Annotated in this window: 24 protein-coding genes; 18 read left to right on the top strand and 6 right to left on the bottom strand. The window is 65.0% G+C overall.

Translation table 11 applies throughout. The features are described 5' to 3' along the window. Nucleotides 1–28: 28 nt before the first annotated feature. The 3 genes from AC23D6_RS14315 to AC23D6_RS14305 all read right to left on the bottom strand — a co-directional run bounded on the left by AC23D6_RS14315 (nucleotide 29) and on the right by AC23D6_RS14305 (nucleotide 3,873). Entirely contained in the window at nucleotides 29–1,822 is a 1,794-nt protein-coding gene (locus AC23D6_RS14315) for an acyl-CoA dehydrogenase C-terminal domain-containing protein (RefSeq protein WP_487749901.1), read from the bottom strand. A 39-nt stretch (nucleotides 1,823–1,861) separates the two neighbouring features. Continuing rightward, nucleotides 1,862–2,335: an LEA type 2 family protein gene (locus AC23D6_RS14310; protein WP_487752646.1), complete on the bottom strand. Its 474-nt coding sequence runs from the start codon at nucleotides 2,333–2,335 to the stop codon at nucleotides 1,862–1,864. Nucleotides 2,336–2,421: 86 nt separating this feature from the next. Then, nucleotides 2,422–3,873: a glycoside hydrolase family 30 protein gene (locus AC23D6_RS14305; RefSeq protein ID WP_487749900.1), complete on the bottom strand. Its 1,452-nt coding sequence runs from the start codon at nucleotides 3,871–3,873 to the stop codon at nucleotides 2,422–2,424. Between the two features lie 219 nt (nucleotides 3,874–4,092). Between AC23D6_RS14305 and AC23D6_RS14300 the strand changes: the two genes are divergently transcribed. From AC23D6_RS14300 to AC23D6_RS14285, 4 genes are all read left to right on the top strand, one after another. Next, nucleotides 4,093–6,867 carry a TonB-dependent receptor gene (locus AC23D6_RS14300; RefSeq protein WP_487749899.1) on the top strand — a complete coding sequence of 925 codons (2,775 nt, stop codon included), beginning with the start codon at nucleotides 4,093–4,095 and terminating at the stop codon, nucleotides 6,865–6,867. 129 nt (nucleotides 6,868–6,996) lie between these two features. Beyond that, on the top strand, nucleotides 6,997–9,537 hold the full coding sequence (locus tag AC23D6_RS14295) for a glycoside hydrolase family 3 protein (RefSeq protein WP_487749898.1): 2,541 nt from the start codon (nucleotides 6,997–6,999) through the stop codon (nucleotides 9,535–9,537). A 121-nt stretch (nucleotides 9,538–9,658) separates the two neighbouring features. After that, on the top strand, nucleotides 9,659–11,113 hold the full coding sequence (locus AC23D6_RS14290; protein WP_487749897.1) for an MFS transporter: 1,455 nt from the start codon (nucleotides 9,659–9,661) through the stop codon (nucleotides 11,111–11,113). 152 nt (nucleotides 11,114–11,265) lie between these two features. Continuing rightward, nucleotides 11,266–12,360, top strand: coding sequence for an alpha/beta hydrolase (locus AC23D6_RS14285; protein WP_487749896.1), 1,095 nt, complete (start codon nucleotides 11,266–11,268; stop codon nucleotides 12,358–12,360). Here the strand turns inward: AC23D6_RS14285 and AC23D6_RS14280 are convergent. Beyond that, complete coding sequence (locus AC23D6_RS14280; RefSeq protein ID WP_487749895.1) at nucleotides 12,311–12,643, bottom strand: hypothetical protein; 333 nt, start codon at nucleotides 12,641–12,643, stop codon at nucleotides 12,311–12,313. The genes AC23D6_RS14285 and AC23D6_RS14280 overlap by 50 nt on opposite strands. Before the next feature lie 194 nt (nucleotides 12,644–12,837). Between AC23D6_RS14280 and AC23D6_RS14275 the strand changes: the two genes are divergently transcribed. Then, a complete protein-coding gene (locus AC23D6_RS14275) occupies nucleotides 12,838–13,347 on the top strand; it encodes a Rid family hydrolase (RefSeq protein ID WP_487749894.1) in 510 nt (169 codons plus the stop codon). A 16-nt stretch (nucleotides 13,348–13,363) separates the two neighbouring features. On the opposite strand, the gene AC23D6_RS14270 is transcribed toward AC23D6_RS14275, so the two are convergent. Together AC23D6_RS14270 and AC23D6_RS14265 are read right to left on the bottom strand one after the other, a co-directional pair. Continuing rightward, complete coding sequence (locus tag AC23D6_RS14270; protein ID WP_487749893.1) at nucleotides 13,364–13,765, bottom strand: antibiotic biosynthesis monooxygenase family protein; 402 nt, start codon at nucleotides 13,763–13,765, stop codon at nucleotides 13,364–13,366. 392 nt (nucleotides 13,766–14,157) lie between these two features. Further along, nucleotides 14,158–14,868 carry an rRNA pseudouridine synthase gene (locus tag AC23D6_RS14265; RefSeq protein ID WP_487749892.1) on the bottom strand — a complete coding sequence of 237 codons (711 nt, stop codon included), beginning with the start codon at nucleotides 14,866–14,868 and terminating at the stop codon, nucleotides 14,158–14,160. Between the two features lie 313 nt (nucleotides 14,869–15,181). On the opposite strand from AC23D6_RS14265, the gene AC23D6_RS14260 reads away from it, so the two are divergent. The 13 genes from AC23D6_RS14260 to AC23D6_RS14200 all read left to right on the top strand — a co-directional run bounded on the left by AC23D6_RS14260 (nucleotide 15,182) and on the right by AC23D6_RS14200 (nucleotide 23,640). After that, the gene (locus AC23D6_RS14260; RefSeq protein WP_487749891.1) at nucleotides 15,182–16,519 is read left to right on the top strand and encodes a tyrosine-type recombinase/integrase; all 1,338 of its coding nucleotides are present in this window, start codon (nucleotides 15,182–15,184) and stop codon (nucleotides 16,517–16,519) included. Further along, complete coding sequence (locus tag AC23D6_RS14255; RefSeq protein ID WP_487749890.1) at nucleotides 16,506–16,841, top strand: hypothetical protein; 336 nt, start codon at nucleotides 16,506–16,508, stop codon at nucleotides 16,839–16,841. Before AC23D6_RS14260 ends, AC23D6_RS14255 begins: the two co-directional genes overlap by 14 nt. An 84-nt stretch (nucleotides 16,842–16,925) precedes the next feature. After that, nucleotides 16,926–17,141 (top strand): helix-turn-helix transcriptional regulator, encoded by a 216-nt coding sequence (locus AC23D6_RS14250; protein ID WP_487749889.1) that lies wholly within the window; start codon nucleotides 16,926–16,928, stop codon nucleotides 17,139–17,141. A gap of 82 nt (nucleotides 17,142–17,223) precedes the next feature. After that, on the top strand, nucleotides 17,224–18,144 hold the full coding sequence (locus AC23D6_RS14245; protein WP_487749888.1) for an AAA family ATPase: 921 nt from the start codon (nucleotides 17,224–17,226) through the stop codon (nucleotides 18,142–18,144). Nucleotides 18,145–18,264: 120 nt separating this feature from the next. Next, nucleotides 18,265–18,480 carry a hypothetical protein gene (locus AC23D6_RS14240; protein WP_487749887.1) on the top strand — a complete coding sequence of 72 codons (216 nt, stop codon included), beginning with the start codon at nucleotides 18,265–18,267 and terminating at the stop codon, nucleotides 18,478–18,480. Nucleotides 18,481–18,490: 10 nt separating this feature from the next. Then, nucleotides 18,491–18,790 (top strand): hypothetical protein, encoded by a 300-nt coding sequence (locus AC23D6_RS14235; RefSeq protein WP_487749886.1) that lies wholly within the window; start codon nucleotides 18,491–18,493, stop codon nucleotides 18,788–18,790. 21 nt (nucleotides 18,791–18,811) lie between these two features. Then, on the top strand, nucleotides 18,812–19,480 hold the full coding sequence (locus tag AC23D6_RS14230) for a hypothetical protein (protein WP_487749885.1): 669 nt from the start codon (nucleotides 18,812–18,814) through the stop codon (nucleotides 19,478–19,480). Continuing rightward, entirely contained in the window at nucleotides 19,477–20,097 is a 621-nt protein-coding gene (locus AC23D6_RS14225; RefSeq protein ID WP_487749884.1) for a hypothetical protein, read from the top strand. Before AC23D6_RS14230 ends, AC23D6_RS14225 begins: the two co-directional genes overlap by 4 nt. Next, complete coding sequence (locus AC23D6_RS14220; protein WP_487749883.1) at nucleotides 20,094–20,378, top strand: hypothetical protein; 285 nt, start codon at nucleotides 20,094–20,096, stop codon at nucleotides 20,376–20,378. Before AC23D6_RS14225 ends, AC23D6_RS14220 begins: the two co-directional genes overlap by 4 nt. After that, a complete protein-coding gene (locus AC23D6_RS14215) occupies nucleotides 20,368–22,860 on the top strand; it encodes a hypothetical protein (protein ID WP_487749882.1) in 2,493 nt (830 codons plus the stop codon). The genes AC23D6_RS14220 and AC23D6_RS14215 overlap by 11 nt, the downstream gene beginning before the upstream one ends. Further along, nucleotides 22,860–23,282, top strand: a complete 423-nt coding sequence (locus AC23D6_RS14210) for a DUF5681 domain-containing protein (RefSeq protein WP_487749881.1) — start codon at nucleotides 22,860–22,862, stop codon at nucleotides 23,280–23,282. The genes AC23D6_RS14215 and AC23D6_RS14210 overlap by 1 nt, the downstream gene beginning before the upstream one ends. After that, nucleotides 23,279–23,464 carry a hypothetical protein gene (locus AC23D6_RS14205; RefSeq protein ID WP_487749880.1) on the top strand — a complete coding sequence of 62 codons (186 nt, stop codon included), beginning with the start codon at nucleotides 23,279–23,281 and terminating at the stop codon, nucleotides 23,462–23,464. The genes AC23D6_RS14210 and AC23D6_RS14205 overlap by 4 nt, the downstream gene beginning before the upstream one ends. Then, nucleotides 23,461–23,640, top strand: a complete 180-nt coding sequence (locus AC23D6_RS14200; protein ID WP_487749879.1) for a hypothetical protein — start codon at nucleotides 23,461–23,463, stop codon at nucleotides 23,638–23,640. The genes AC23D6_RS14205 and AC23D6_RS14200 overlap by 4 nt, the downstream gene beginning before the upstream one ends. Nucleotides 23,641–23,761: the final 121 nt, after the last annotated feature.

The following is a 23,761-nucleotide window of genomic DNA, read 5'->3' as shown; positions in this document are numbered from 1 at the left end:
AGCGCGCATTCGCGCTCCCCCGTGCCCGTCAGTCGCCGAAGCGCGCGTCGTCCATGGCCATCAGCGTGTCCGCGCCGGATTCGATGGCGGCGGCGTGTGCGAGCGTGCGCGGCAGGATGCGCGCGAAGTAGAACCGCGCGGTTTCGCGCTTGGCCTGCTTGAAGGCATCCGCATGCGAGGAGGCGTCGGCCGCCGCCACGCTGCGCGCCCACCAGTACGCCAGCACCACATAGCCGGAATAGAACAGGTAGTCGGTGCTAGCCGCGCCGATCTCCTCCGGATTCGTCGCCGCACGTTCCAGCACCTTCTTCGTCAGGCCCGCCCACTCCGCGGCCTTCTGCTGCAGCGGATCGATAAACTCGCGCAGCGCGGCGTCGTCCTTGTGCTGCTGCGCGAACGCATGCACCTCCGCGAGGAACAGTTTGAGGCCGGCCGCTTGCGTGGCGGCCGTCTTGCGGCCCATCAGGTCGAGTGCCTGGATGCCCGTGGTGCCTTCGTACAACGTCGTGATGCGCGCATCGCGCGCCAGCTGTTCCATCCCGTGTTCGTGGATGTAGCCGTGGCCGCCGAAACACTGCAGCGCGTGGTAGGTGTTCTCGATGCCCCATTCGGTCTGGCAGGCCTTCGAAATCGGGGTGAGGAAGCTGACCAGCGTGTCCGCGCGCTCCCGTTCGGCCGGGTCTTCCGCATGGTTCGCCACGTCGATCAGGCTGCCGGCATGGAGCGCGAGCAGGCGGCTGCCCTCGACCAGCGACTTGATGGTCAGCAGCATCCGGCGCACGTCGGGATGGACGATGATCGGGTCCGCCGGCTTGTCGGGGAACTTCGGTCCACTCAATGCTCGCGTCTGCAGGCGCTCACGCGCGTAACGCAATGCATTCTGGTAGGCGCGTTCGCTCAGGCCGATGCCCTGCAGGCCCACGCCGAGGCGCGCGGTGTTCATCATGGTGAACATCGCCTGCAAGCCTTTGTGCGGCTGGCCCACGAGATAGCCCTGCGCGCCATCGAAGTTCATCACGCACGTGACCGACGCCTTGATGCCCATCTTGTGCTCGATCGAGCCGCAGGACAGCGCATTGCGTTCGCCTACCGTGCCGTCCTTCGCCACCTTGAACTTCGGCGTGACGAACAGCGAAATGCCCTTCGGGCCGGGCGGTGCGTCGGGCAGCTTGGCCAGGACCAGGTGCACGATGTTGTCGGTCAGGTCGTGCTCGCCCGCGGTGATGAAGATCTTGGTGCCGGTGATCGCGTAGCTGCCGTCCGCATTCGGTTCGGCCTTGGTCTTCAGCAGGCCCAGGTCGGTGCCGCAGTGCGGTTCGGTGAGGCACATCGTGCCGGTCCAGCGGCCCTCGACGAGCGGCTTCAGGAAGACCTCCTGCTGCCACGCTTCGCCATGGTGCTTCAACGCTTCCACCGCGCCGTGCGACAGCAGCGGGAAGTTGCCCCACGCCAGGTTGCTGGCGTTGACCAGTTCGTTGAGCGGCACGCCCATCGTGTGCGGCAGGCCCTGGCCGCCGAAGTCGGGCGACGCCGTCAGGCCGGTCCAGCCGCCTTCGACGAACTGGGCATACGCCGCCTTGAAGCCCGGCGGCGTGGTGACCTCACCGGTCGCCTTGTCGAGCGTGCTGCCGATTTCATCGCCCACGCTGTTGAGCGGGGCAAGCACGGTCTCGGAGAAGCGGGCGGCTTCGTCGAGCACCGCATCCAGGATGTCGCGCGTGGCATCGGGATAGCCGAGGCGCTGGAACAGCGGCTCGACGCCGAGCACGTCGTACAGGGCAAAACGGATGTCGGTCAGGGGGGCTTTGTAGGACGCGCTCATGCAGGATCTCGAGATGCGGGGAACGGGACGTCGCGCGGCTCAGCGCAGCACGCCGTCCAGGCCGGGAACGGGGTTGAGGGTATTGCGGGTGTCGACGTCGAAAGTGCGGACCTTGGCATCCTCGGGTGCCGCGCTGGCGGTGCCCTTCAATGCGTAGGGCAGCGCGCGCCGGCCTGCGAGCGCGTCGGCGACGACGATGCGCGCGGCGCTCGGAGGATTGAAGGGGACGCTCACCACGTCCGCGGACTCCGGACCGACCGACAGCGCCGGGGTTGCCTGCAGCGTGCCGGCCGCCTGGTCGCCGACCTGCACGTCGACCTTCACGGTATCGAAGCGCATCGGGATGCTGCTGTAGTTCTGCAGGCGCAGGTCGACCACCCATTGGCCGTCCGCCTTCACCGTGAGCTGCTGCACGCTGACGGCGGGGTCGGACACGCGCCGCACCATGCCGCTGCCGCAGCCGGCCAACAGCATCGACACCAGCACCAGACCCAGCAGGGAAATACGACGCATCATGCCGCGGCTCCATCAAGGAAAGCGGCAGGATACTACGGCGTATGGCGGCCCGGATGACAGTCCGAGCCCGCCGGCGGCACGGCTCAGTCGTGCTGCACTGCGTCAGTCTTCCAGACGAAGGTCGCCAGGCTGCGGGGAGGCAGCGTGTACGAGAAGCGGCGCTCTCCTTGTCCGACCGAGAAGCGCCGGGCCTGCGTGGCCGAATTGGTCACCAAAAGCACCAGCGAGCCGTCGTCGGCATTGCGGAAGGCGACGTTGTCCAGGTCGCCGCCGGACTCGGTGGAGGCGATGCGGCGCGCGCCGGGCCGCACGAACCGGCTGGCGTGCGCAAGCGCGTAGTACTCGTCGGTGCGGGTGATCGCGCCGGTGCGCGAATCGATCGTCACCACGCCACGGCAGGTGTGGCAGCCGCCGGCATACGGTCCGTTGTTCTCGTCCAGTGCCAGGTTCCAGAACAGTGCGCCGCGCGCCCAGTTGCGTGCGCTGCGGATGATGATGTTCTTCGCCTGCAACGGCAGTCCGCCACTGCGGACCGGCTCCCAGTCGCCACCCGAGCATTCGGTCATGTAGGCATCCTTGTCGGGGAACGCGTCGTGCACCGGCGACTGCGCCGCGACGTTGCCGCCATAGCAATGCCAAGCCACCGCGTCGACGTACTTGCCGGCGACAGGGTCGGACAGCACGCCAAGCGGTTCTTCCGGCTTGTCCCAGTTGTGGTCCCAGTCGAACAGCAGGGGGCCGTTGCCGCGGCGGGCGATCATCGGGCCGAGGTGGTCGCCGATCAGGCGCGCCCGCGCGGGCGCGTTGAGGCGCATGCCGGGGTAGTCCTTCGGCTCGTAGTCCGGTTCGTTCTGCACGGTCAGGGCGAAGATCGGCACGCCTTCGGCCGCGTAGGCATCCACGTACTTCAACAAGTAACGCGAAAACGCATCGTAGTACTGCGGCAGCAGGCGACCCTGGATCAGGCTGTTGCTGTCCTTCATCCAGCCGGGCGCGCTCCATGGCGACGCCATGATCTTCAGCTGCGGATTGATGGCCAGCATCGCGCGCGCCACCGGGATCACGTCGCCGCGGTTCTCCTCGATGCTGAAGTGCTTCAGTTCCGGGTCCGGCTTGCCGTCCGGCGTGTCGTTCAGGCTGTAGTGGTGGCGCGAGAAATCGGATGCCCCGATGGTCAGGCGGGAGAAACTCAGCCCCAACCCGTTCCCTTCGCGACCGAACAGTTCCTTCAACAACGCATCGCGCTGGCCGGCATCGAGCTTGTGCTGGATCAGCCATGCGGACGCATCGGTCAGCGATGCGCCGAAGCCGACCATCTCCTGGAAGCGCTGCGCATCGTCCACGGTGATCGACAGGTTCGCCGCCCTCTCGTTGCCGAAACGCGCGGCGGCCGATGGCTTCAGTGCGGTGGTGTGGTCGGCCGTGGTGATCCAGACCGACACGTCCTGGGCCTGTGCGGCCGATCCCAGCGCAGCAGCAAGGGCAGTGATGCCGATGGCCAGCAGCGTTCGCCGCCGGGAAAAAATTCGCGTCATGGTGTTGGCCTCCCGTGGTGCGGATGCGATGCCACGAACCCCTCCCGGAATCCGCGCTGATGGGTGCTGCATTGCAGCGAAATCGTTTACGTGAACTGGCGCGTGTCGAGCAAATTCAATCCTGTGCGCGCATTGCTTCGCGGTTTGTTAGGAATTTGTTGACAGTCCATTTGAGCTTGTATATGACAGCGCTGTCAACAACGGTCGGAGAGGGACCACATGCAGCACTCGAACCACATTCCAGGCGTGGCGCCGCGCGCGCCTCGCCGCGCTTTGCGCAAGCAGCATCTGGCCATCGCGTGCTGCCTGGCGCTCGCGTTCCCGTTGGTCTCCCAGGCGCAGCAGGCATCGTCCACCGACGAGACCGTCGAAACGCTCGACGCCGTGAAAGTCACCGGCATCCGTGCCGCCATCGCGACCGCCGTCGAGACCAAGAACGAATCCACCTCGATCGTCGAGGCGATCTCGGCTGAAGACATCGGCAAGCTGCCCGACATCAGCATCGCGGACTCCATCTCGCGCCTGCCGGGCCTCGCCACGCAGCGCGTGGACGGCCGCTCCCAAGTCATCAACATTCGTGGCATGTCGGAGCAGTTCGCCGGCACGCTGCTCAATGGCCGTGAGCAGGTCAGCACCGGCGACAGCCGGGGTGTCGAGTTCGACCAATACCCGGCCGAACTGATCAATGCGGTCACCGTCTACAAGACACCGGACGCCGCACTGATCGGTCAGGGCCTTTCCGGTACGGTGGACCTGCAGACCATCCGTCCGCTCAGTCTGGGCGAGCGCCGCATCGTGTTCAGCGGCCAGTACGAAGCCAATTCCTTCGGCAAGCTCAGCCAGGACGGCAACGACAAGGGTTATCGCGCGAGTGCGTCCTACGTGGACCAGTTCGTCAACGATACCGTGGGCGTCGCGCTGGGCGTGGCGCGCATCAACTCGCCGTTCCAGGAAAAGCACTACAAGGCGTGGTGGTGGGCCGACATGGACGCGGTGGATTGGGGTGACCCGGCCCAGCCGGGCCGTCCGGCCAACGCGATCGCGCTGCAGGGATCGGAGGGGTGGATCAAATCGCGCGAGCTGACGCGCGACGGCGTCATGGGCGTGTTCGAATTCAAGCCCAACGACAGCTTCCACAGCATCCTGGACGTGTACTACTCCAAGTTCGACCAGGACGAGGTGATGCACGGCGCGATGTGGAGCAACGACCCCTGGGCGCCGGGCGGCGGAGTGTCCTACAGCAATGCGACGACCACGGATTACCACGGCTATCCGGTGGTCACCAGCGGCACGCTGAATGGCGTGCGCCCGGTCATCCGCAACGACAGCAACGTGCGCGAGGACAAGCTGTTCTCGGCGGGCTGGAACAACACGTTCGAATTCGGCGAGGTGTACACGCTGAAGACCGACCTGAGCTATTCGCGCGCCGAGCGCGAGCAGTCCGCACTGGAGCTTTACGCGGGCCGTCTGGGCGGGCAGAGCATCGATTTCTCGATCCGGCCCGTGTCGGGCTTCAACCACTACGGTCTGCCCGACATGGCCGACCCGAATGCGGTGTACCTGTGGGATCCGCAGAACTGGGGCCATGACGGCCGTTTGGAGGATTCGTTCCAGAAGGACGTCATCAAGGCCGGCCGCGTCGAGCTGAACCGCACCGTCGAATCGGACTTCCTCCGCAGCTTCGACGTCGGCTTCAACTACAACCGCCGCACCAAGGAAAAGGTCGCGACCGTCTACTTCGCCGACCTCCCCAACGGGCGCGCGCCCACCCTGGTCGATGCGAGCCTGCTCTATTCGCCCACTTCGCTCGGCTTCGTCGGCATGGGCGATGTCCTCAGCTTCAACCCGCGCGATCTCGTCAATCGCTACTACGACGTTTACGTCAGCGAGAGCAACGACGACCTGCGCAAGGACTTCATCGTCGAGGAAACGGTCAAGACGTTCTACGCGAAGGCGAACCTGGACCTGGACGTGACGGACACGGTGCGCCTGCGCGGCAACGCCGGCTTCCAGTACATCCGCACCGACCAGCAATCCACCGGCTTCAATGCCAACAACAGCACCGTGGTGGGCGCACAGACCCTGGGTGCCAGTTACGGCGACATCCTGCCCAGCCTGAACCTCGTGCTGGACTTCGGCGAAGGCTGGATGGTCCGCTTCGGCGCTGCCAAGACGCTGGTGCGTCCGCCGATCAACTACCTCAGTGCCGACAGCAGCGCGGCGGTGAGCACCACCGCCCCGTTCGTGTGGTCGGGCAGCGGCGGCAATCCCACGCTGGAACCCTACCGTGCCAACGCGTACGACCTGTCCTTCGAGCGCTACTTCGGTGAAGGCAACTACGTGAGCCTGGCGGCGTTCTACAAGAACCTCGAGACCTACATCTATCGGCAGAATTTCCCGAACTGGGATTTCAGCGCCTACGATCCGGACGGCCAGACGCCGATTTCCGACTTCGGCAACTACAGCACCTGGGCCAACGGCAGCGGCGGCTACATGCGGGGCCTGGAACTCAGTGGCGCGATCAGCGGCGATACCTTCCATGCATCGCTCGACGGATTCGGTGCGCTGCTCAACGTGTCGTATACCGAATCGTCCATCGATCCGGACGGTCCCGAGAACGGCGCCAGCACCGATACCATACCGGGCCTGTCCAAGATCGTGGCCAATGCCACGGTGTACTACGAGAAGAACGGCTTCTCGGCTCGCCTCAGCCAGCGCTATCGCGACGCTTACCGTGGCGAATACAGCTCGCTGTTCGGGCAGCGCCAGATCCGCTTCACCAAGAGCGAGCGGACGATGGACATGCAGTTCGGTTACGAGTTCCCGGACACGAGCGCGCTGAGCGGCCTGTCGGTCCTGCTCCAGGTCAACAACCTGACCAACGAGCCCTTCCGCACGGAGGTCAGCGAGAGCACCGGCACGGGACTGCTGTTCCCCGAGGAATACACCGAGTACGGCCGGCAGTACATGCTGGGCTTCCGCTACAAGCTGTGACCATGCGCCACGCTTGAACGCCGCAACCTGACGGGATGCGGGGCACGGCCCTGCATCCCGTCGGACGATCGATGCGGCGCGGATCCTGCCGTGGATCACATGCGTGCCGCCATACAAAGGGAGATGCGAGTGAAGCCGATCCGAATGACCCTGCTGGGGGCCAGCCTGTTGGCCTGCCTGTCGTGTACCGGCCAGAGAGACGCCGAGACGAAACCTGTCGCTGCCGCCGACGCATCGGCCGAGTTGAAGGACTGGCCGGCGTTGAAGAGCCGGTTCGCCCAGGACCCCGCCATCGAGGCGCGCGTGGCCGAGATCCTCGCCAGCATGACGCTCGAGCAGAAGATCGGCCAGATGGTGCAGCCGGAGATCAAGGCGATCACGCCGGATGAAGTGCGCCAGTACTACATCGGTTCCGTGCTCAACGGCGGCGGTTCGTGGCCGGCGATGAACAAGCATGCGACGGTCCAAGACTGGGTCAAGCTCGCCGATGCCTACTACGACGCCTCGATGGGCACGGACGCCAAGATTCCCGTGCCGGTGATCTGGGGCACCGATGCTGTGCACGGGCACAGCAACGTCTACGGGGCCACCATCTTCCCGCACAACATCGGCCTGGGCGCCGCGCACGATGTCGAACTGATCGAGCGCATCGCCGAGGCGACCGGCCAGTCGACCCGCGCCACCGGCGTGACCTGGACGTTCGCGCCCACGGTCGCGGTCGCGCAGAACGCGCGCTGGGGTCGCACGTACGAAAGCTACTCCTCGCAGCCGGCGCTGGTGCGCGAATACGCCACCGCCTACGTGAAGGGCATGCAGGGCATGCTGGACAAGGACGGCAACGTGGTCGCCACCGCCAAGCATTTCATCGGCGATGGCGCCACCGACGGCGGCAAGGACCAGGGCAATGCCACCGTGACCCAGGCCCAGATGATCAACATCCACGGCCAGGGCTACTACGGCGCCATCGAGGCCGGCGTGCAGACCGTCATGGCCTCGTTCAACAGCTGGAACGACGTCGCCGCCGGCAAGGACTACGGCAAGATGCATGGCGCGCGCGATCTGCTGACGGTCGCGTTGAAGGAGAAGATGGGCTTCGACGGCTTCGTCGTGTCGGACTGGAACGGCATCGGCCAGGTCACCGGCTGTGCCGACGACAGCTGCCCGCAGGCGATCAACGCCGGCATCGACATGGTGATGGTGCCGGACAAGTGGAAGTCCTTCATCGCCAACACGATCGCGCAGGTGAAGTCGGGCGAGATCCCGCAGGCCCGCATCGACGATGCCGTCACCCGTATCCTGCGCGTCAAGCTGCGCGCCCGCCTGTGGGAGCACAAGCCGTCGGCCAGCCAGTTCGCCGGCAAGCCGGAATCGCTGGTGCATCGCGACCTGGCGCGCCGCGCCGTGCGCGAATCGCTGGTGCTGCTGAAGAACGACGGCGACACGCTGCCGCTGAAGAAGGGCCAGCGCGTGCTGCTGGTCGGCAAGAGCGCCGACAGCATCTCCCACCAGACCGGTGGCTGGTCGCTGACCTGGCAGGGCACCGACAACACCAATGCCGATTTCCCCAACGCGGACAGTCTCGCCGCCGGCCTGCGCGAGCAGCTGGGCGAGGGCAACGTGATCCTGCGCGAGAGCGCCGAAGGCGTGGACCCGGCCAGCTACGACGTGATCGTCGCGGCGATCGGCGAAACCCCGTATGCCGAGACGAACGGCGACATCGTGCCTTCCGACACGATGGCGCACAGCCGTCGTCATCCGGAAGACCTCGCCACGCTGAAGGCGGCGGCGGCCACCGGCAAGCCGGTGGTCACGGTGTTCCTATCGGGCCGCGCGCTGTACGCCAACGATCTGATCAACCGGTCGGACAGCTTCGTGGCCGCGTGGCTGCCGGGCACGGAAGGCAAGGGCGTCACCGACGTGCTGGTGGCGGGCGCCGATGGCAAGCCGGTGCACGACTTCCGCGGCAAGCTGACGTTCCCGTGGCCGGCCGTGGCGTGCCCGAAGGCCGACAGCGTGCCGCAGTTCCCGGTGGACAGCGGCATGCGCTACGGCGATACCAAGCACATGGACAAGCTGCCGGAAGACAGCGCAACGAGCTGCGGTGAGGCGACGGCACTCGGTATCTTCAAGCAGTCCGACATCGCACCTTTCACCCTGCAGATGGAAGCCGGCGGCGCGACGCAGGCCGTCGGCAACGACATGAACGCCACCCAGCGTTGGCCGCAGGCCAAGCCCGCCCTTCAGGTGGCCACCGTGCAGGTCAACACGCAACAGGATGCGAAGGAAGTGACCTGGCTGGCGCCGGCGCAGTTCTTCGCCCGCAATCCGTCGAAGAACAACCTGGCCGCGATGGCGACCGCGCGCGGCGTGGTGCAGTTCGACGTCGTGGTCAAGCAGGCGCCGACCAAGCCGGTGCAGTTCACGCTGGGCTGCGGAGCGAACTGCGGCGCCAGCCTCGACCTGACGGCGACGTTCTCCGGCGCAGCGGTGGGCAAGAAACAGACCGTCAAGGTTCCGCTGGCGTGCTTCGGCACGCGGGGCGCCGACCTGACGGGCGTGGACACGCCCTTCAGCATCACCGCCGATGCACCGTTTGCCGCCGCGTTCACCGACATCCAAGTGGTGGCGGGTGCCGCCGATGGCGTGGACGTGGTGAAGTGCGCCCCGTGATACCGGCACGTCCCACGGCCATGCCACGGGGCGCTGCTGCCGCAGTGCAAGTTGCAATCGCGCGCCGGCCCCGTAGGCTGGCCGTTCCGTCCGGATACCCTACCAGCAGGCATACCAATCCATGACCACACAACCCACCCGATGGTCGCAGTTCGGCGTGCTGATCACCGTGTTCTTCTTCTGGGGTTTCGTTGCCGCGAGTAACGACATCCTGATCCCGGTGTTCAAGAAAGCCTTCGACCTGACGCAGGCGCAAAGCCAGTACGTCGCGGTCGCGTTCTACGTCGCGTACACCGTGGGCTCGCTGATCTACGTGGCGGTTTCGAAAGTCATCGGCCTCGATCTGCTCAACAAGATCGGCTACAAGAACGGCATCTGCCTGGGCCTGGTGATCTCTGCGCTGGGTACGTTGCTGTTCTATCCGGCGGCCAATACCGGTTCGTTCAACCTGATGCTGTCGGGCCTGTTCATCGTCGGCCTGGGTTTCTCGCTGCAGCAGATCGCGGCGAACCCGCTGGCCATCGTGATGGGGGATCCGAAGACCGGCGCCCAACGCCTGACGATGGCGGGCGGCATCAACAACTTCGGCACCACCATCGGCCCGCTGCTGGTCAGCGTGGCGATCTTCGGCAGTGTGCTGTCGGGCGGCACCGAGGCGAGCATCGAAAGCGTCAAGACACCGTACCTGGTGCTGGGCGTGGCCTTCATCCTGGTGGCGATCTTCCTGAAGTTCTCCTCGGTGCCCAACCACATCGATCTGGAGAAGCTCTCCGAAGCCGAAGCGCAGGACAGCAGCAAGCTGATCCACAAGAAGTCGGCGCTGGGCTATCCGCAGCTGGTGCTGGGCATGATCGCCATCTTCGTCTACGTCGGCGTGGAGGTGTCCACGATCAGCAACCTGCCGGCCTACCTCGAGTCGCCGGAGGGTCTCGGCCTGGAGACGTCGCAGATCGCGCCGTTCGTGTCGCTGTACTGGGCCAGCCTGATGATCGGACGCTGGGGCGGCGCCGCCGGCGCGTTCAATGTCGGTGCGGGCGCCAAGCGCTGGCTGACCCTGCTGCTGCCATACGTGGCGTTCGGCGTGTTCCTGGCCGTCAACGCGATCATGAAGCACGAGGTCTCGCAGTTCTTCGGCTACGCCGCAGTCATCGTGCTGATGATCCTGGCCACGCTGGCGAGCAAGGGCAATCCGGCGCGGATGCTGCTGTACTTCGCCGCCTGCGGCATCGCGGCGCTGCTGATCGGCATGTTCACCACCGGCTGGACCAGCGTGGTGGCCTTCATCAGCGTGGGCCTGTTCTGCAGCACCATGTGGCCGTGCATTTTCGCGCTGGCCATCACCGGCCTGGGCGACAAGACCAACCAGGGCAGCAGCCTGCTGATCATGATGATCATGGGCGGCGGCGTCGTGAGCCTGGTGCAGGGCCTGCTGGCCGACCAGGTCGGCGTGCACTTCAGCTTCATCGTCGGCGTGGCGTGCTTCGCCTACCTGGCGTTCTACGCCATCGCCGCTACCCGTACGCTGCGCAACCAGGGCATCGACCTGGACAAGCTGGCCGCCGGTAGCGGCCACTGAGTGAGATGCGCGCCGGAGAGAGGCTGGCGCGCATCCCCCAAGCCACCGGGCAACTCTCCAGCCCGGTGGCTTTTCTTTTTCCGATGCCCGTGCTTGCGCGCGGAACGGAAAGGAGGAACATCCGCTCCGGGCGTCGGTGACCGGGGACGGAAATGGCGACGAAAGACGGCAGTGGGCGGTGGCGCCGGTGGGCGGTCCGGCTGGTCGTGATGCTGGGCCTGCTCGGCCTGGGCACCTGGGTCGCGTTCCAGGTCAGCCCCTGGCCCTCGGTGTGGGCGATCCGCTGGGTCTTCGATCGCGGCGCCGCTGATGCCAGCGACGCCCTGCGGAAGCACCTGCCTCAGGGCGTGACCGAGCAGCGCGGCCTGCGCTACGACGCGCAGGACCCCGATGCGCTGCTGGACGTGTACTTCCCGCCCAACGTGCAAGGCAGCGCACAGCGCCTGACCACCGTCGTGTGGGTGCACGGCGGCGGTTTCGTGTCGGGTCGGCGTGAGGATGTCGCCCACTATCTGCACATCCTCGCCGCGCGCGGCTACGTCGTGGTGAACGTGGATTACAGCATCGCCCCGGGCGCGACCTGGCCCACGCCCACGCGCCAGCTCAACGCGGCGCTGGCTTACCTGCAACAGCATGCGGGTGCATTGAACATCGACCCCACGCGCATCGTCCTGGCAGGCGATTCGGCGGGAGCACAGATCGCCGCCGAGACGGCCAATGCGATCACGTCGCCCGCGCACGCACGCCGCGTCGGCGTGACGCCGGCCCTGCAACCGTCGCAGGTGGCGGGCGTACTGTTGTTCTGCGGGCCGTACGACGCCGAGTTGGTGCGATGGGACAGCCCGTTCGCCGGTTTCATGCGCACGGTGTTGTGGGCATACATGGGGCGCAAGGACTTCCTCGACGATCCCCGCCTGGATGCGTTCTCGGTGGCGCGGCACGTCACGCCCGCGTTCCCACCCGCCTTCATCAGCGCCGGCAATGCGGATCCGCTGGAGCCGCATTCGCGCGCGCTGGCTGATGCGTTGCGCGCCCAGGGCGTGCGCGTGGACACGTTGTTCTTTCCGAAGGACTACACCCCTGCATTGGCGCACGAGTACCAGTTCAACCTGGATACCGACGCGGGCCGGCAGGCGATGGATCGGAGCGTGGCGTTCCTCAACGGGTTGCAGATCCGCGAAGCCGACGGCGCGGGCGTCAGATCGCCACCGCCAACGGAGCAGGATCCCTTGCCGGAGCGGCGATGAGCGTTTCGGCACGTTGGCGATCGACGTGCCGGCACAGCAGCCCCGCGCGTTGCCGCGCCCACTGCGTAGCCCATCCGATCGCGCGTTCCTCGCAGCGCACGGCCATCTCGAACGGCGCGATGTCGCCGGTCCGCACCTGCACGCTCAACACGAGCCCCGCATTGAGCGGCCGCACTTCCGCGATCAGGACGTCATCCAGACGCAACTCGCAGCCGGCGGGAGTGCGGTGCCACGCGAAGCGTTCGGGCAGGGTGTGCTGGGCGTTCTTCATCACGATGTCCAACGTGGCGGGCTCCGAAGGATGGCTGGCCAGACCTTGCGGCAGGCCCCGTGCAGGCGGCGTCAAGCGCGCGTGGGAGGCAGGTGGGGGCACCCTGGCGTTCAGTGGTCCGTGAATGTCGTGGTCGGGGCGTGACGGATGGGACATGGCGGCCGAGGCGGCGCAGGAAAGACTCGGCTGCCCACCGGAGCCCGCCCATGTCCCTGCGCCTGACCTGCCTGCTGCTCTCGCTCGCCGCCCTGCCTGCGCTCGCCCAGCAAGCCCCCACCCGGGAACACTTCGCCAGCCCCGGCCATGAAGCGGCCTACCACGACTGGCACTACACGCCGGTGGTGAAGGTGGGCGACATGGTCATCGTCTCGGGCATCCCGGCGGCGGGCCCGGGCACCTACGAGGAGAAGGTGCGGCGCATGTTCGTCGCGTTGGGCAAGGAGCTCGAACAGGCGGGCGCCAGTTACGCCGACGTGGTCGAGCTGACCACCTTCCATACCGGGCCCACCGATCCGAAGAGCTTCCAGGAGGAGTTCGCGCGGTTCGCGCCGATCCATCACGCATTCTTTCCCACGCACTACCCCGCGTGGAGCGCCGTCGGCACCAGCGCGCTGCTGGCGCCCGGCGCGGTGGTGGAGATGCGCGCGGTGGCGATGATCGGTTCGGGACGCGCGCCGAAGGCGGACATTCCGACGCCGAGGGCGCCGACGCCGTGATGCGCCTGCAGCGCCGCTAGGCGACCGGCGCCAGCGCCTTCTGCTCGAAGTAGTCGATCAGGGGGGCGCAGCGTTCGATCAGCGCCGCGATCGCGGGCAGTTGGAGGGCGCCGCGTTGATCATCGAAGCTGCGCCAGAACTCCGTGATGAAGACGCCATCGGGATCGTCGGGTACCTGGCTGATGATGTATTCGAGACAGCCGGGGCTCTGGCACGCGACGCTGGCCACCTCGCCCAGCACCTCGACGAAGGCATCGCGCGCGCCGCGATGCACCTTGATGAAGGTGGCAAGACCATAGGAATAGCTCGTCGAAAGCGGCGCGGCAGCGAGATACATGGCGTAGAAGTCTTTCGTGGCCAGCCTGCGTCGTCGCGGGCCATAAGTCACAAAGAGGTGTTGCCCACGCGCGTCGAACATTCATCTTTGTGCAGGGGTGGCATCACGCGCCTGTGGCCGGTCGGGCGCTGGGGGCTACGAGATCCAGTGTTGCCCTTTGGCGGTATTTCTTCTCTCACTAAGGTCCAGCGTTGGATGTTTTTCGGCCGTTCTTCTCACACCAAGGTCCAGCGTTGGATGTTTTTCGGCCGTTCTTCTCACACAAACATCCAACGTTGGATGTTTTTCGGCCTTTCTTCTCACACAAAGGTCCAACGTTGCATGTTTTTCGGTGTTTCTTCTCACACAAAGATCCAACGTTGCCCCTTTTTGATGCAACGCTGGATGTTTTTCGGTGTCGCGACCCTCTTTTTCGTCCGATGGCGCATGGCCGCGGCGGACGCCGGTCGTCGCGCGGGGCGGCTGGCGCGGTCTTAGAAGCGCACGCCCACCGGCAGATAGCGCCACTGGCCCACCGGCATCTTCGCCAGCGCGACCCGGCCGATGCGGAGGCGGCGGATCGATACCACCTCCAGCCCGCCTTCGCGACACCGGTGGCGCAGCTCGCCGGGTTGCACGTTCTTGATCGCGAACCTCAGCCGCACCTCGTTCTGCCAGCTGACCTTGCACGGCGCCAACCCACGGCCCTGGTAGGTGGCCGCGTGGCCGATGCGGCTGAGCGTATACGGCCCGGTCTCGCCGCGGACTTCCACCACGAACTCCTGTTCGATCTGCGCATAGTCCTCGGTCAGGCGGCGCCACACGCGACCATCCTGGCTGAGCACCATCAGTCCGCTGGCCTCGGTATCCAGCGGCACGAGCGCGGTGAGGCGGTGCAGGTGGCGTTTCAACGGGCGCACGCCGCTGTCGTCGTCCGCCATGTGCGTGGCCGGCACCGCCAGTGCCGCGGCCTCCTGCCAGGCGATGCCGTCGGGCTTGTGCAGCAGCAGCGTGGCGGGCTCGGCAGCGCCAAGTTCGGCGGTCGGATCGATTTCCACCCGCTCTTCGGTGACGGGATGCTGAGGCGCTTCGATCGTTTCGCCGTCCACGGTGACCCAGCCGCCTTCGATGTACTGCTCGGCTTCGCTGCGTGAGCAGCCGGCCAGTTCGGCGACGCGCTTGGCAAGGCGGATGGGCTCGGACATGGGGCCGGACAACTCGGAAGGGGAGGCGCGGGCGTCGGGGTGGACGGAAGCCGCAGGAAGGCGAGGCGGGTGCCGGCAGACATGAAAAAGGCCCGCATCGCTGCAGGCCTTCCAGAATCAAACATGGTGGCCGGGGAGGGAATCGAACCCCCGACACAGGGATTTTCAATCCTGCGATCCGCTTGTCGGTCAGATACGGGGATATGCCGTTACCCCTTGTATAACAATGGCTTGAGGCGCATTATAGTCCGGCATTCGCTGGGGTCTGCGGTGATGGAAGTTACCCCGGTGTTACCCCAAGGCAGAGAACGCTATGGATGTTGTGCGCTTTACAGAGGCCCGGGTGGGCAAGATCCGGGCCGACGTCAAATCGGGGCGCCGGGAGTATCAGGACGAGGACGTATCTGCTTTGCGCTTGCGCGTCAGCCCGACCGCAGCCTCCTGGTACGTCTTAAAGCGCTCGCCCGGCGGCAGCCTGCTTCGGGTCCTGCTGGGGCGGTCTGATGAACTGTCCGTGGAGCAAGCCAGAAAGCGCGCCATACGCACCGTTGCGGCGATCCTGGAGGGGAAAGATCCGGGGCAAGAGAAGCGACAGCGAAGGCAGCAGGAAATTCGCGAAGGGCTGACCTTGGCTGACGGGCTGAAGATCTACATGGCGGAGAAGGACAACCTACGCTCGGCTACGCGAATGACTTATGAGCGGGACATCCGGACAACCTTTGGGGATTACCTCGACCGTCCGCTCATCGAACTCACTCCGGACAAGGTGCGCGACCGCCACAGGGATCGAAAGACACGTCCAATCCGCTCACAGGCGCGTGTTGCGAGCAGCCAGGCGCGCGAGCGCATCACCGCGAGCCCGAGCAGGGCAGATGGCGCCGTGAGGGCCTTGAGGGCCGTGGTGAACTACCTTCGGATCACTCGCGAATTGGATCTGCCGGACGTGGCGGCAAAGATCACCGCTACTCGCGGCTGGGGCAATGTGGCTAGGCGCAAGCGCGCCCTCCTGGGTGAGAATCTGCGGGAGTTCGTTTCAGCCGTGCGAGCGTTGCCCGACGACCTGCCGCCGGATCTAACTGGAACCCAGCGGGATCTGACGCTGTTTCTTCTCTGCACGGCGCTGCGGTGGTCTAGTGCCGCGGGCTTGGAATGGTCGGAGATCGATTTCCGAGCTAAGACGATTTCGGTGCCCGCCGACCGCATGAAGGGCAAAGCCCAGCATTCCCTGCCGTTGGGTCCGGCGATGATCGCCATGCTTAAGGTGCGGCAGCAGACGGCAAGGTCAGAGCGCTTTGTCTTTCCGGGTCTGGGAAAATTGGTCAGAGGTCGGCCAACGCATGAACCTCTGGCCCGTCTATCTGTTCGTTTCCTGAGCAAGATTCTGGACAGTGACGGTCAATCTATCGCTTGGTCGCCCCATGATTTGCGACGGACCGCGCTAACTCTGCTGGAGGCGATGGACGTCAGTGCGTATGCCCTAAAGCGCATCGCCGCGCATAGTCAAGAGGGTGATGTGACAGCCGGATATCTTACGGATGATGTGAACCGGCTTCGTGCTCCCATGGAGCGGTTGGAGGCTGCTGTGTTTGGGCTAACCAGTTCTGGCGGCGTGGAGTCGATTGAGGCGAGGAGGAGTCGTGGCAATCAATAAGGCGCGGATCAAAGAGATCTTTGATCGGTGGGCGCATCTTTCTCAGCCCGAACGTGAGGTGTTCATTGTGCGGGACATCGAGTACCTCATGGCCAACCCGAAGACAAAGTTTGGGCACTACCAAAGCCAACTGGTCGCTGACACGGATCTGCTAGTGAAGAGGCACTATCCAGACCTCTCGCCAGAGGAGCGCGCCAGCTTCATGGTCGAGCGCGGGCTGGTGCCCAGACTGACCGTGCAGGAGGGCAACGAAGACTCTGTTGCCAGACAGATTCGGCGGCATAAGTCGAACGCGGCGCGACGTAACGGGGGACAGAAATAGGGCCTTTCGTGTCCGTGATCCAATAGCGCTCACATCATAAGGTCATCCCACACCGTCAATGACGGGAAGTCACTGGGATGATCGATGAATACCAATTCGCATGCCTCTCGCCGGCTCTCGGAACGAGAGACCGCCGCTTACCTCGGCGTATCTCAACGAACGGTTGCCGACTGGCGGCTGAGGTCCGTCGGTCCGGCATACAGCAAGCTGGGCACTAGTCGCCGCGCCCGCATCGTCTACGACGTCACTGACCTCGACGCCTTCCTGGCTGCCGGTCGAGTTGAACCGAAGGCCGCCTGATGTTGCCCGTGCGCCGCAAAGCGCTCGTGGTCGCCATCTGGGAGGCGATCATTGAGCGTCTCTGGTGGGAACGGAGGCGCAAATGAAAGCGCCCCAGGTCACCTGCGTCCCTCTCGATGTTGTCATGAGTATCGAGTTTCCACCTCGTAGGACCCTGCTTTCCCCTTGGCTCGCAGCGAGCAGCATCAACATGCTGACGGCCTACCGGGGGACCGGAAAGACGTGGACCGCCCTTTCCATTGCCCTAGCCGCCGCGAGCGGTGGGCAGTTCCTGCGTTTCGCTGCTCCGGAGCCGTGCCGTGTTCTCTACATCGATGGAGAGATGGCGGCGACTGAGCTTCAGGGCCGGCTTGGGCAACTTCTCCCGATGTTCCCGGACTTCGATCACGCCAACTTCTGCCTGATCACGCCTGATCTCCAAGAGTCCGCGCTCCCGGATATCTCGACCAAGCGGGGCCAAGAGGAGCTCAATCCTTGGACGTCGCAGGCCGATTTGATCGTGGTCGACAACCTGTCTTCGCTGGCCCGTACCGGGGTTGAGAACGAGGCGGAGTCTTGGTCGGCGGTTGCGACGTGGGCCCTGCGGATGAGGCGAGAGGGCCGCGCGGTCCTTTTCATTCATCACACGGGCAAGAACGGCCAGCAGCGCGGCACAAGCAAGCGCGAGGATCTGCTGGATACCAGCATCGTCCTGAGCCGGCCGGACGATGCGCAGCCAGGCGCTGCATTTACTTGGGAGTGGTCCAAGGTCCGCGGCCTGCACGGCGCGGAGATCGAACCGCTCAACGCCCAACTCATCACCAACGCCCACGGGCGCCTCTCATGGTCATGCCGGTCAGCCGGGGACGCGCGCTCGGACCAGGTGCGGGAGCTTCTCGCCGAGGGGCGGACGGTCTCACAGATCGCAGAGGAGCTCGGCGTCTCCCGCTCGGTGGCCGGCCGCTACGCCAAAAAGGTCAGGGATTCGTCCCAGTCATACCAGGAGGCTTCCAGTGGCTTCTGATCCCAATTTGCAGGGCGTCCCAGCATCCCACCCTCTAAAGAGGGGTGGGATGTGGGACGGCACCTATCCCAGCGTCCCAGCGGGTCAGTGGGATGGGCTGGGACGAGTGGGATGCCTGCCATGACCAGCTATCTCGACCGCCTGTTGACCGCCTGCCTACTGGGCCCGCTGCGGCCAGGGGAGATCTCCCACGTCGAGGTGGTCCACGAAACCGCGTGCGCCTTTCTGCAGGACGGGCCTTGCAATTGCACTCCCGAAATCACCGTCCACGGTTCCAGCCGTGTCTACGCCATCGGCCCTGATGGCAAACCCACCCACACGCAACGACACCAGTAGAGGATCAGACATGCAGACCTACTCAGTTGAACTCGCGAAGAACAGCGGCGCCGGTAACGGCACCCCCCAGTCCTGGTCCGGTGGCCATGGCGTCATTGCCGTGGAGGCCACCTTCGGCGGGGGCAGTGTCGCCCTTCAGTTCGTCGGCCCCAATGGCGCGTGGCTTCCGGTCCTGGATGCCATCACGGGCGTGGCCATAAGCCTCACGGCAGCCGGCAGCGCTCGGTTCTTCCTGCCGCCGGGATCCATTCGCGTTGTCGCCACGACTGCAACGGCGGTGTATGCCATCGCCGCCCGTGTGCCCGCCTGAAAATTACAGGAGATACAGGTGATGAAAGACTTGCTTACAAGCATTCGGAAGCGATTTTCAGGACGTCGCCGCGACGACGTGCAGGTTGTCGAAACCATCCTGGCCGAGCTGGAAGGTGAGATCGCAACCGTCGAGGCCGTACTCACCCGGAGCCGCGAGACGTACGGCGCGGCGTTGATTAGCGGAGAAGCCAAGGAAGGCGACGCAATCGAACAGGCCATGCAGGAGGCTGAGGGGATGCTTCATCGGCTGCGGGTTGCCCGCGATGCCGTCCAGATGCGTCTGGAAGAGGCCAAGGCCGCGAGGGCCAGGGCAAGTCTTGGTGAGCGGTGGGCTCAGACGAGTGCAGCCCTTACGCGCCGCCAGGAGGCGTTTGTAGCGCTTGAGGAGTCCGCCAAAGCCTTCGGCGCCGCTTACCGACGAGCAGAAGAGGCGGCCACGGCTGCCTATGAAGCGCTGCCGGTGCGGCAACGTCCGGCGCCAGGGTGCGCCCCGGTCTACCTGCAGCCCGAATACACCGATTTGCGTGGCGAGGTGGGCTTACTGCTTTCGTTGGCTACCGACGGCCGGTGGGGCGGTCAGACCGGCTCTGTTCTGCACGAACTGCGCGAGCAGCCCACATTGACCGCGCGCAGTGCCGCGGCAGCCGCTGAGTGGCTTGCTTTGCAAGACCCGAAGGAGGTCGCATGACCATCGAGCACCAGCAAGCTCCTGCGGGCTCGGAGTCCACGGGTGTGCGTGTCACTGCGAACGTCACGGGAACGTCTTCCGGGCTTCCCAGTTGGGCGCCGACGCCTCCCGAACTGCCTCCGGTCAATCCCTACGAGCAGCAGGATCCGGCGACCTTGGGGGAGGCTGCGCAGATAGCTGCCATGGATGCGCCCGCGGCACGGCCAAGCCACTACGCCATTGAAGTGCACCCCGATCACGCGGGTACGCCGGAGGCCATGGCGGAAGTGCAGGGGCTGCAATCTCTGCTCTATGCGGCGGGAATGCCGGCCAACGAGGGCACAGGCCTAATGCAGGCCATTGCCGTCGAGCTGAAGGCATCACCCGAGCCCATGGCCGACGCTGCTTTCGAACAAATGGCCGCACAGACCCATGCGCTGCTCAAAGGACGATTGGGAGAGCAGGAGTTCGTCCGGCGGCAGGAGGCCTTGGGTCGCCTACTCACCGAACTGGACTCGCAAAGCGGTGGACGGCTCGGGGACTACCTGGAAGAGAACGCCCATGTCTTGCTGAAGCCGTTGGTGTACTCGCGCCTGCTGGCCCATGCGGCCCGTCTCGATCAGAGGAAGCGCCCATGAACACCTCGAATATCTCGACGCTCCATCCGCGGAGTGGGCTCAGCGCCATCGATCGCCTCGACTACAGCAACCTGACCCCGCTGGAAGCGGCCCGATTGGTTGAGGAGAACGTGGATTTGGAGAGGCGCCTGCGCGCTCAGATTGAAGCGTCTGGCGGAGACGCGTCGGCCCTGGACGCCATCGCCGCCGAGTTCAAGCAACTGGAGGCCGAGGCGGAAACGGAAGCCTGGGCGCTGCGCCTGATGGCCTTCTGCATGACGAGGAAAGCCCATGGCTCGTGAACTATGCCGAGAGATCTTGCGGAACATCAGCGGTCGGGACTTCTCAGAGGCGGACATTGAGCGGATGTCGGCGACCGTCGAGCGTAGGGCTAAGGCTCTGCTTCGAAAGGATGGCCTGCTGTCGCCCAATGACGCGATCACCTTGGCCGCCGAACGCCTTGTGGCTGACAAGCAGCGCAAGGCCATGGAGCTCAAGCGCGTCACCCTGATCAATGAGCGCAAGCGCTTGGAAGCCGTGTCCAACATCAGCGAGAACTGGGGCACCCAGCTTGGGCTGGGCCTGCGCTCTCTGGTGACGGGTACACAGCGAGGGGTGAAGGGCGCCCGCATCTCGGCTGCGGGTCAGCAAGACGCCCTGCGCGCGGAGCTAGTGGGTGGTCTGCACGCCAGCCTCGCCAAGCTGGGTCCGGATGATCTAAGGCTATTCACGACAGATGTCGTTGAGGACGACATCGCGCGAGGCCTTTGGCACCTGTCGCAGGAGGAGCCTGATGCTGCCCAACTGGCGAGGCTGTCGCCGGCGGCTGTACGCCTGGCCGGGGTGGTGAACCAGTACCAGGAACTCGCCAGGCTGCTCGCCAACAAAGAGGGGGCGAGCATCGGCAAATATCAGGGCTACGTCTTTCGGGCCACTCACGATCCGCAACGCATTGCCGGCAAGGAGTCGGCATGGCGCCGCATTGCTCAGGAGTCCTTCGATCTGCCCAGGATGATGGAAGAGATGGGCGCGGACGACGAGCAAGCCATGCTGGACTCCCTGTTCCTGGCTCTATCGACAGGCTTGCACCTGCGTTTCACTGCACCGATGGATGGCAAGGGCACGCCCAACGTTGCCAACCGTGTGTCGCAGGAGAAGGTTGTCCACTTCAAGTCGGCGGACGACTTCATCAAGTACAACCGAGAGTTCGGGTACGGCAACCTGCGCGAGACCATCGTGGCTGGCCTGGAGCAGAGCGCCCGCAACACTGGGTTGATGCGCGTCATGGGTACGAATCCCGGCTCCTTCGTGGAGAGCCTGGAGGGGCAGCTTGCCAAGCGCATGCGGCAGAAGGGCGCCAGTCCTGCCGACACCAAGCGCTTCCGCAAGGACGTGCAGGACGCCCGCAACCGGCTTGCCGAGGTCGATGGATCTTTGGACGTGCCCGGCAATTCAACTCTGGCGACGTACTCCCAAGCGATCCGCGCGGTGCAAACCATGTCGAGCCTGGGCGCCAGCCTCATCTCATCGTTCACTGATCTCGGCTTCTTCGCGCTGTCGGCTCGTCACAACGGGATCAACATCTTGCAAGCGGCAGGGTCTGCTGTCAGCGGCTTGTTCAAGGGGAGGCCGCAAGCTGAGCGGATCGAGCTGGCCTCGGCGTTGGGTGTCGTCTTCGAAAGCATGGCGGGCAAGCTCGCCTCTCGCTTCAGTCTGGACGATGGCGGCCGAGGTGCTATCGCGTCCGCGCAGCAGCAGTTCTTCAAGTTGAACCTGCAGCGCTGGTGGACCGATAGCCTGCGTTTCGCGGCTGCCGAGATGCTGTCGCACAACCTGGCTGCTCAAGCCTCAAAGGCCTTCACTGACCTCGATCCGCGCCTGGTCAAGACACTTGGCCTCTACGGGCTTGATGAGGCTGGCTGGAACGTCGCCCGGAAGGGCGTGCAGGTTGCTGAGGACGGCACCGCGCTGTTATCCCCCGCCAACATCCAAGATGAAGCCGTAGCGCGCGCGTTGAGGGCGTACTTCACGGACCAAAACGGATATCTGATGTTGTCCCCGGATGCGGAAACTCGCTACCTCACCAAGCTGGGAACCCAGAAGGGAACGGTGGCCGGTGAAGCAGTCCGTTTCGCCATGCAGTTCAAGTCCTTCAGCGTCGCGTTCTCGCAACGCATGATCGGGCGCGAGCTGCTGACCCACATTGACCCGAACGTGCGCGGCGCCGGCGTCTACGGCACGGCCATGACCAACGGTGCCGCTCTGTTGGGGTTGTCGCAGCTCTTCCTCATGTCGACCGTGATGGGCTACCTCGCCATGTCGATGAAGGATGTGCTGAAAGGCAAGGAACCTCGGGATCCGGGCGACATCGAAACCATGCTGGCCGCCATGCAACAGGGTGGGGGCCTCGGCATCATGGGGGACTTCCTCTTTGGCCAGGCCAACCGTATGGGCGGTGGCTTCATTGGGACCATCGTCGGCCCGACCGCTGGCGATCTGGAGGCGGTGGCCAATATCTACTTCAAGGGTCGCGAAGCGGCGCTGGATCCGGACAAGAGCGTCGAGGTGGGGGATCAACTCTTCCGCCTGACCTACGGCAACCTCCCCGGGAACAACCTTTTTTACGTGAAGCCGGTGGTGGATTACCTGTTCATGTGGAACCTCAACGAGTCTATGAACCCGGGCGCCATGCAGCGCATGGAGAGGCGGGCCGCTGAGCAGGGCCAGGAGTTTTTCATTAGCCCGAGCCAGCGCGTGGCCGAGCAGCAGGCGGGAGCCCGCTGATGGCGCGCTTCCAGCCCGGCCGGTCCGGTAACCCGAGCGGAAAGCCCAAAGGGGCGCGCAGCCACACAGCCCGCGCCTTCGATGGGTTGCTCAGCAAGAAGGATCAACTGGCGATCATCCAGGCGGTGGTCGACAAGGCCAAGGCCGGTGACGTCTCCGCCGCCAATGCCCTGATGGATCGCTTTTGGCCCAAGCGGCGAGCGGCCGCCGCTGATGTCCAGTTGGATATGCCAGCCGGCTCCCTGACCGAGCGAGGGGAGGCCGTCATCGGCGCCGTATGCGCAGGCGAGCTGACCGTAGACGCCGGCGCAGACCTTCTGCAGGCGTTGAGTGCGCTTGCCAAGCTGGTCGAAACCACCGAGTTCAGTGAACGGTTGGCAGCCTTGGAGGCCAAGCTGACCCCCAAAGGAGAACGCAAATGAGAACCCTAGATACCCGTCTGGCACGCCTGGAACACGCCGCCCCGCTGCACTGTGGCTATCGGTTCCTGTCCGTGGCGGAGAGCCCGGAAGAGGCCGCCCGGATCCGCAAAGAAGCTGACGCCCATGGCGTCACCATCGGCCTCCTCATCCACACTTACCTGCGACCGGAGAAGATCCTATGAAGACCGAACACCTGCGGCGCGTTGAGCGCCTGGAGGCCCAGCAGGACGAGCGGCCGGATATGGTGGTCCTGATGTGCCAGGACGGGAAAACGGACGCCACCATCGCCAGCTATCGCGCGACAACCCCGCCTGACCTCCAAGCCGAGCTGGTGGTATGTGTGAGGAGGTTTACCTGACTCTCCGCTGGTTGCAGGCGGACGCCACTATGACCCCGACATCAGCCGGTCTCAGTGACAGAGACGCGGATCATTCAGCATCTATTTCTTGAGTTCCCGGAAGTTATCCACAGAATTGTCA

It is taken from the genome of Pseudoxanthomonas sp. G3, assembly GCF_057654715.1.
The sequence above is the reverse complement of the archived record's forward strand: the minus strand, read 5'-3'. Positions and strand labels throughout refer to the sequence as shown.

Coding starts and splice junctions, on each gene's coding strand:
- AC23D6_RS14315 (WP_487749901.1), bottom strand. CDS start 1,822: ATGAGCGCGTCCTACAAAGCCCCCCTGACCGACATCCGTTTTGCCCTG.
- AC23D6_RS14310 (WP_487752646.1), bottom strand. CDS start 2,335: ATGCGTCGTATTTCCCTGCTGGGTCTGGTGCTGGTGTCGATGCTGTTG.
- AC23D6_RS14305 (WP_487749900.1), bottom strand. CDS start 3,873: ATGACGCGAATTTTTTCCCGGCGGCGAACGCTGCTGGCCATCGGCATC.
- AC23D6_RS14300 (WP_487749899.1), top strand. CDS start 4,093: ATGCAGCACTCGAACCACATTCCAGGCGTGGCGCCGCGCGCGCCTCGC.
- AC23D6_RS14290 (WP_487749897.1), top strand. CDS start 9,659: ATGACCACACAACCCACCCGATGGTCGCAGTTCGGCGTGCTGATCACC.
- AC23D6_RS14285 (WP_487749896.1), top strand. CDS start 11,266: ATGGCGACGAAAGACGGCAGTGGGCGGTGGCGCCGGTGGGCGGTCCGG.
- AC23D6_RS14275 (WP_487749894.1), top strand. CDS start 12,838: ATGTCCCTGCGCCTGACCTGCCTGCTGCTCTCGCTCGCCGCCCTGCCT.
- AC23D6_RS14270 (WP_487749893.1), bottom strand. CDS start 13,765: ATGTTCGACGCGCGTGGGCAACACCTCTTTGTGACTTATGGCCCGCGA.
- AC23D6_RS14265 (WP_487749892.1), bottom strand. CDS start 14,868: ATGTCCGAGCCCATCCGCCTTGCCAAGCGCGTCGCCGAACTGGCCGGC.
- AC23D6_RS14260 (WP_487749891.1), top strand. CDS start 15,182: ATGGATGTTGTGCGCTTTACAGAGGCCCGGGTGGGCAAGATCCGGGCC.
- AC23D6_RS14250 (WP_487749889.1), top strand. CDS start 16,926: ATGAATACCAATTCGCATGCCTCTCGCCGGCTCTCGGAACGAGAGACC.
- AC23D6_RS14245 (WP_487749888.1), top strand. CDS start 17,224: ATGAAAGCGCCCCAGGTCACCTGCGTCCCTCTCGATGTTGTCATGAGT.
- AC23D6_RS14240 (WP_487749887.1), top strand. CDS start 18,265: ATGACCAGCTATCTCGACCGCCTGTTGACCGCCTGCCTACTGGGCCCG.
- AC23D6_RS14235 (WP_487749886.1), top strand. CDS start 18,491: ATGCAGACCTACTCAGTTGAACTCGCGAAGAACAGCGGCGCCGGTAAC.
- AC23D6_RS14230 (WP_487749885.1), top strand. CDS start 18,812: ATGAAAGACTTGCTTACAAGCATTCGGAAGCGATTTTCAGGACGTCGC.
- AC23D6_RS14225 (WP_487749884.1), top strand. CDS start 19,477: ATGACCATCGAGCACCAGCAAGCTCCTGCGGGCTCGGAGTCCACGGGT.
- AC23D6_RS14220 (WP_487749883.1), top strand. CDS start 20,094: ATGAACACCTCGAATATCTCGACGCTCCATCCGCGGAGTGGGCTCAGC.
- AC23D6_RS14215 (WP_487749882.1), top strand. CDS start 20,368: ATGGCTCGTGAACTATGCCGAGAGATCTTGCGGAACATCAGCGGTCGG.
- AC23D6_RS14210 (WP_487749881.1), top strand. CDS start 22,860: ATGGCGCGCTTCCAGCCCGGCCGGTCCGGTAACCCGAGCGGAAAGCCC.
- AC23D6_RS14205 (WP_487749880.1), top strand. CDS start 23,279: ATGAGAACCCTAGATACCCGTCTGGCACGCCTGGAACACGCCGCCCCG.
- AC23D6_RS14200 (WP_487749879.1), top strand. CDS start 23,461: ATGAAGACCGAACACCTGCGGCGCGTTGAGCGCCTGGAGGCCCAGCAG.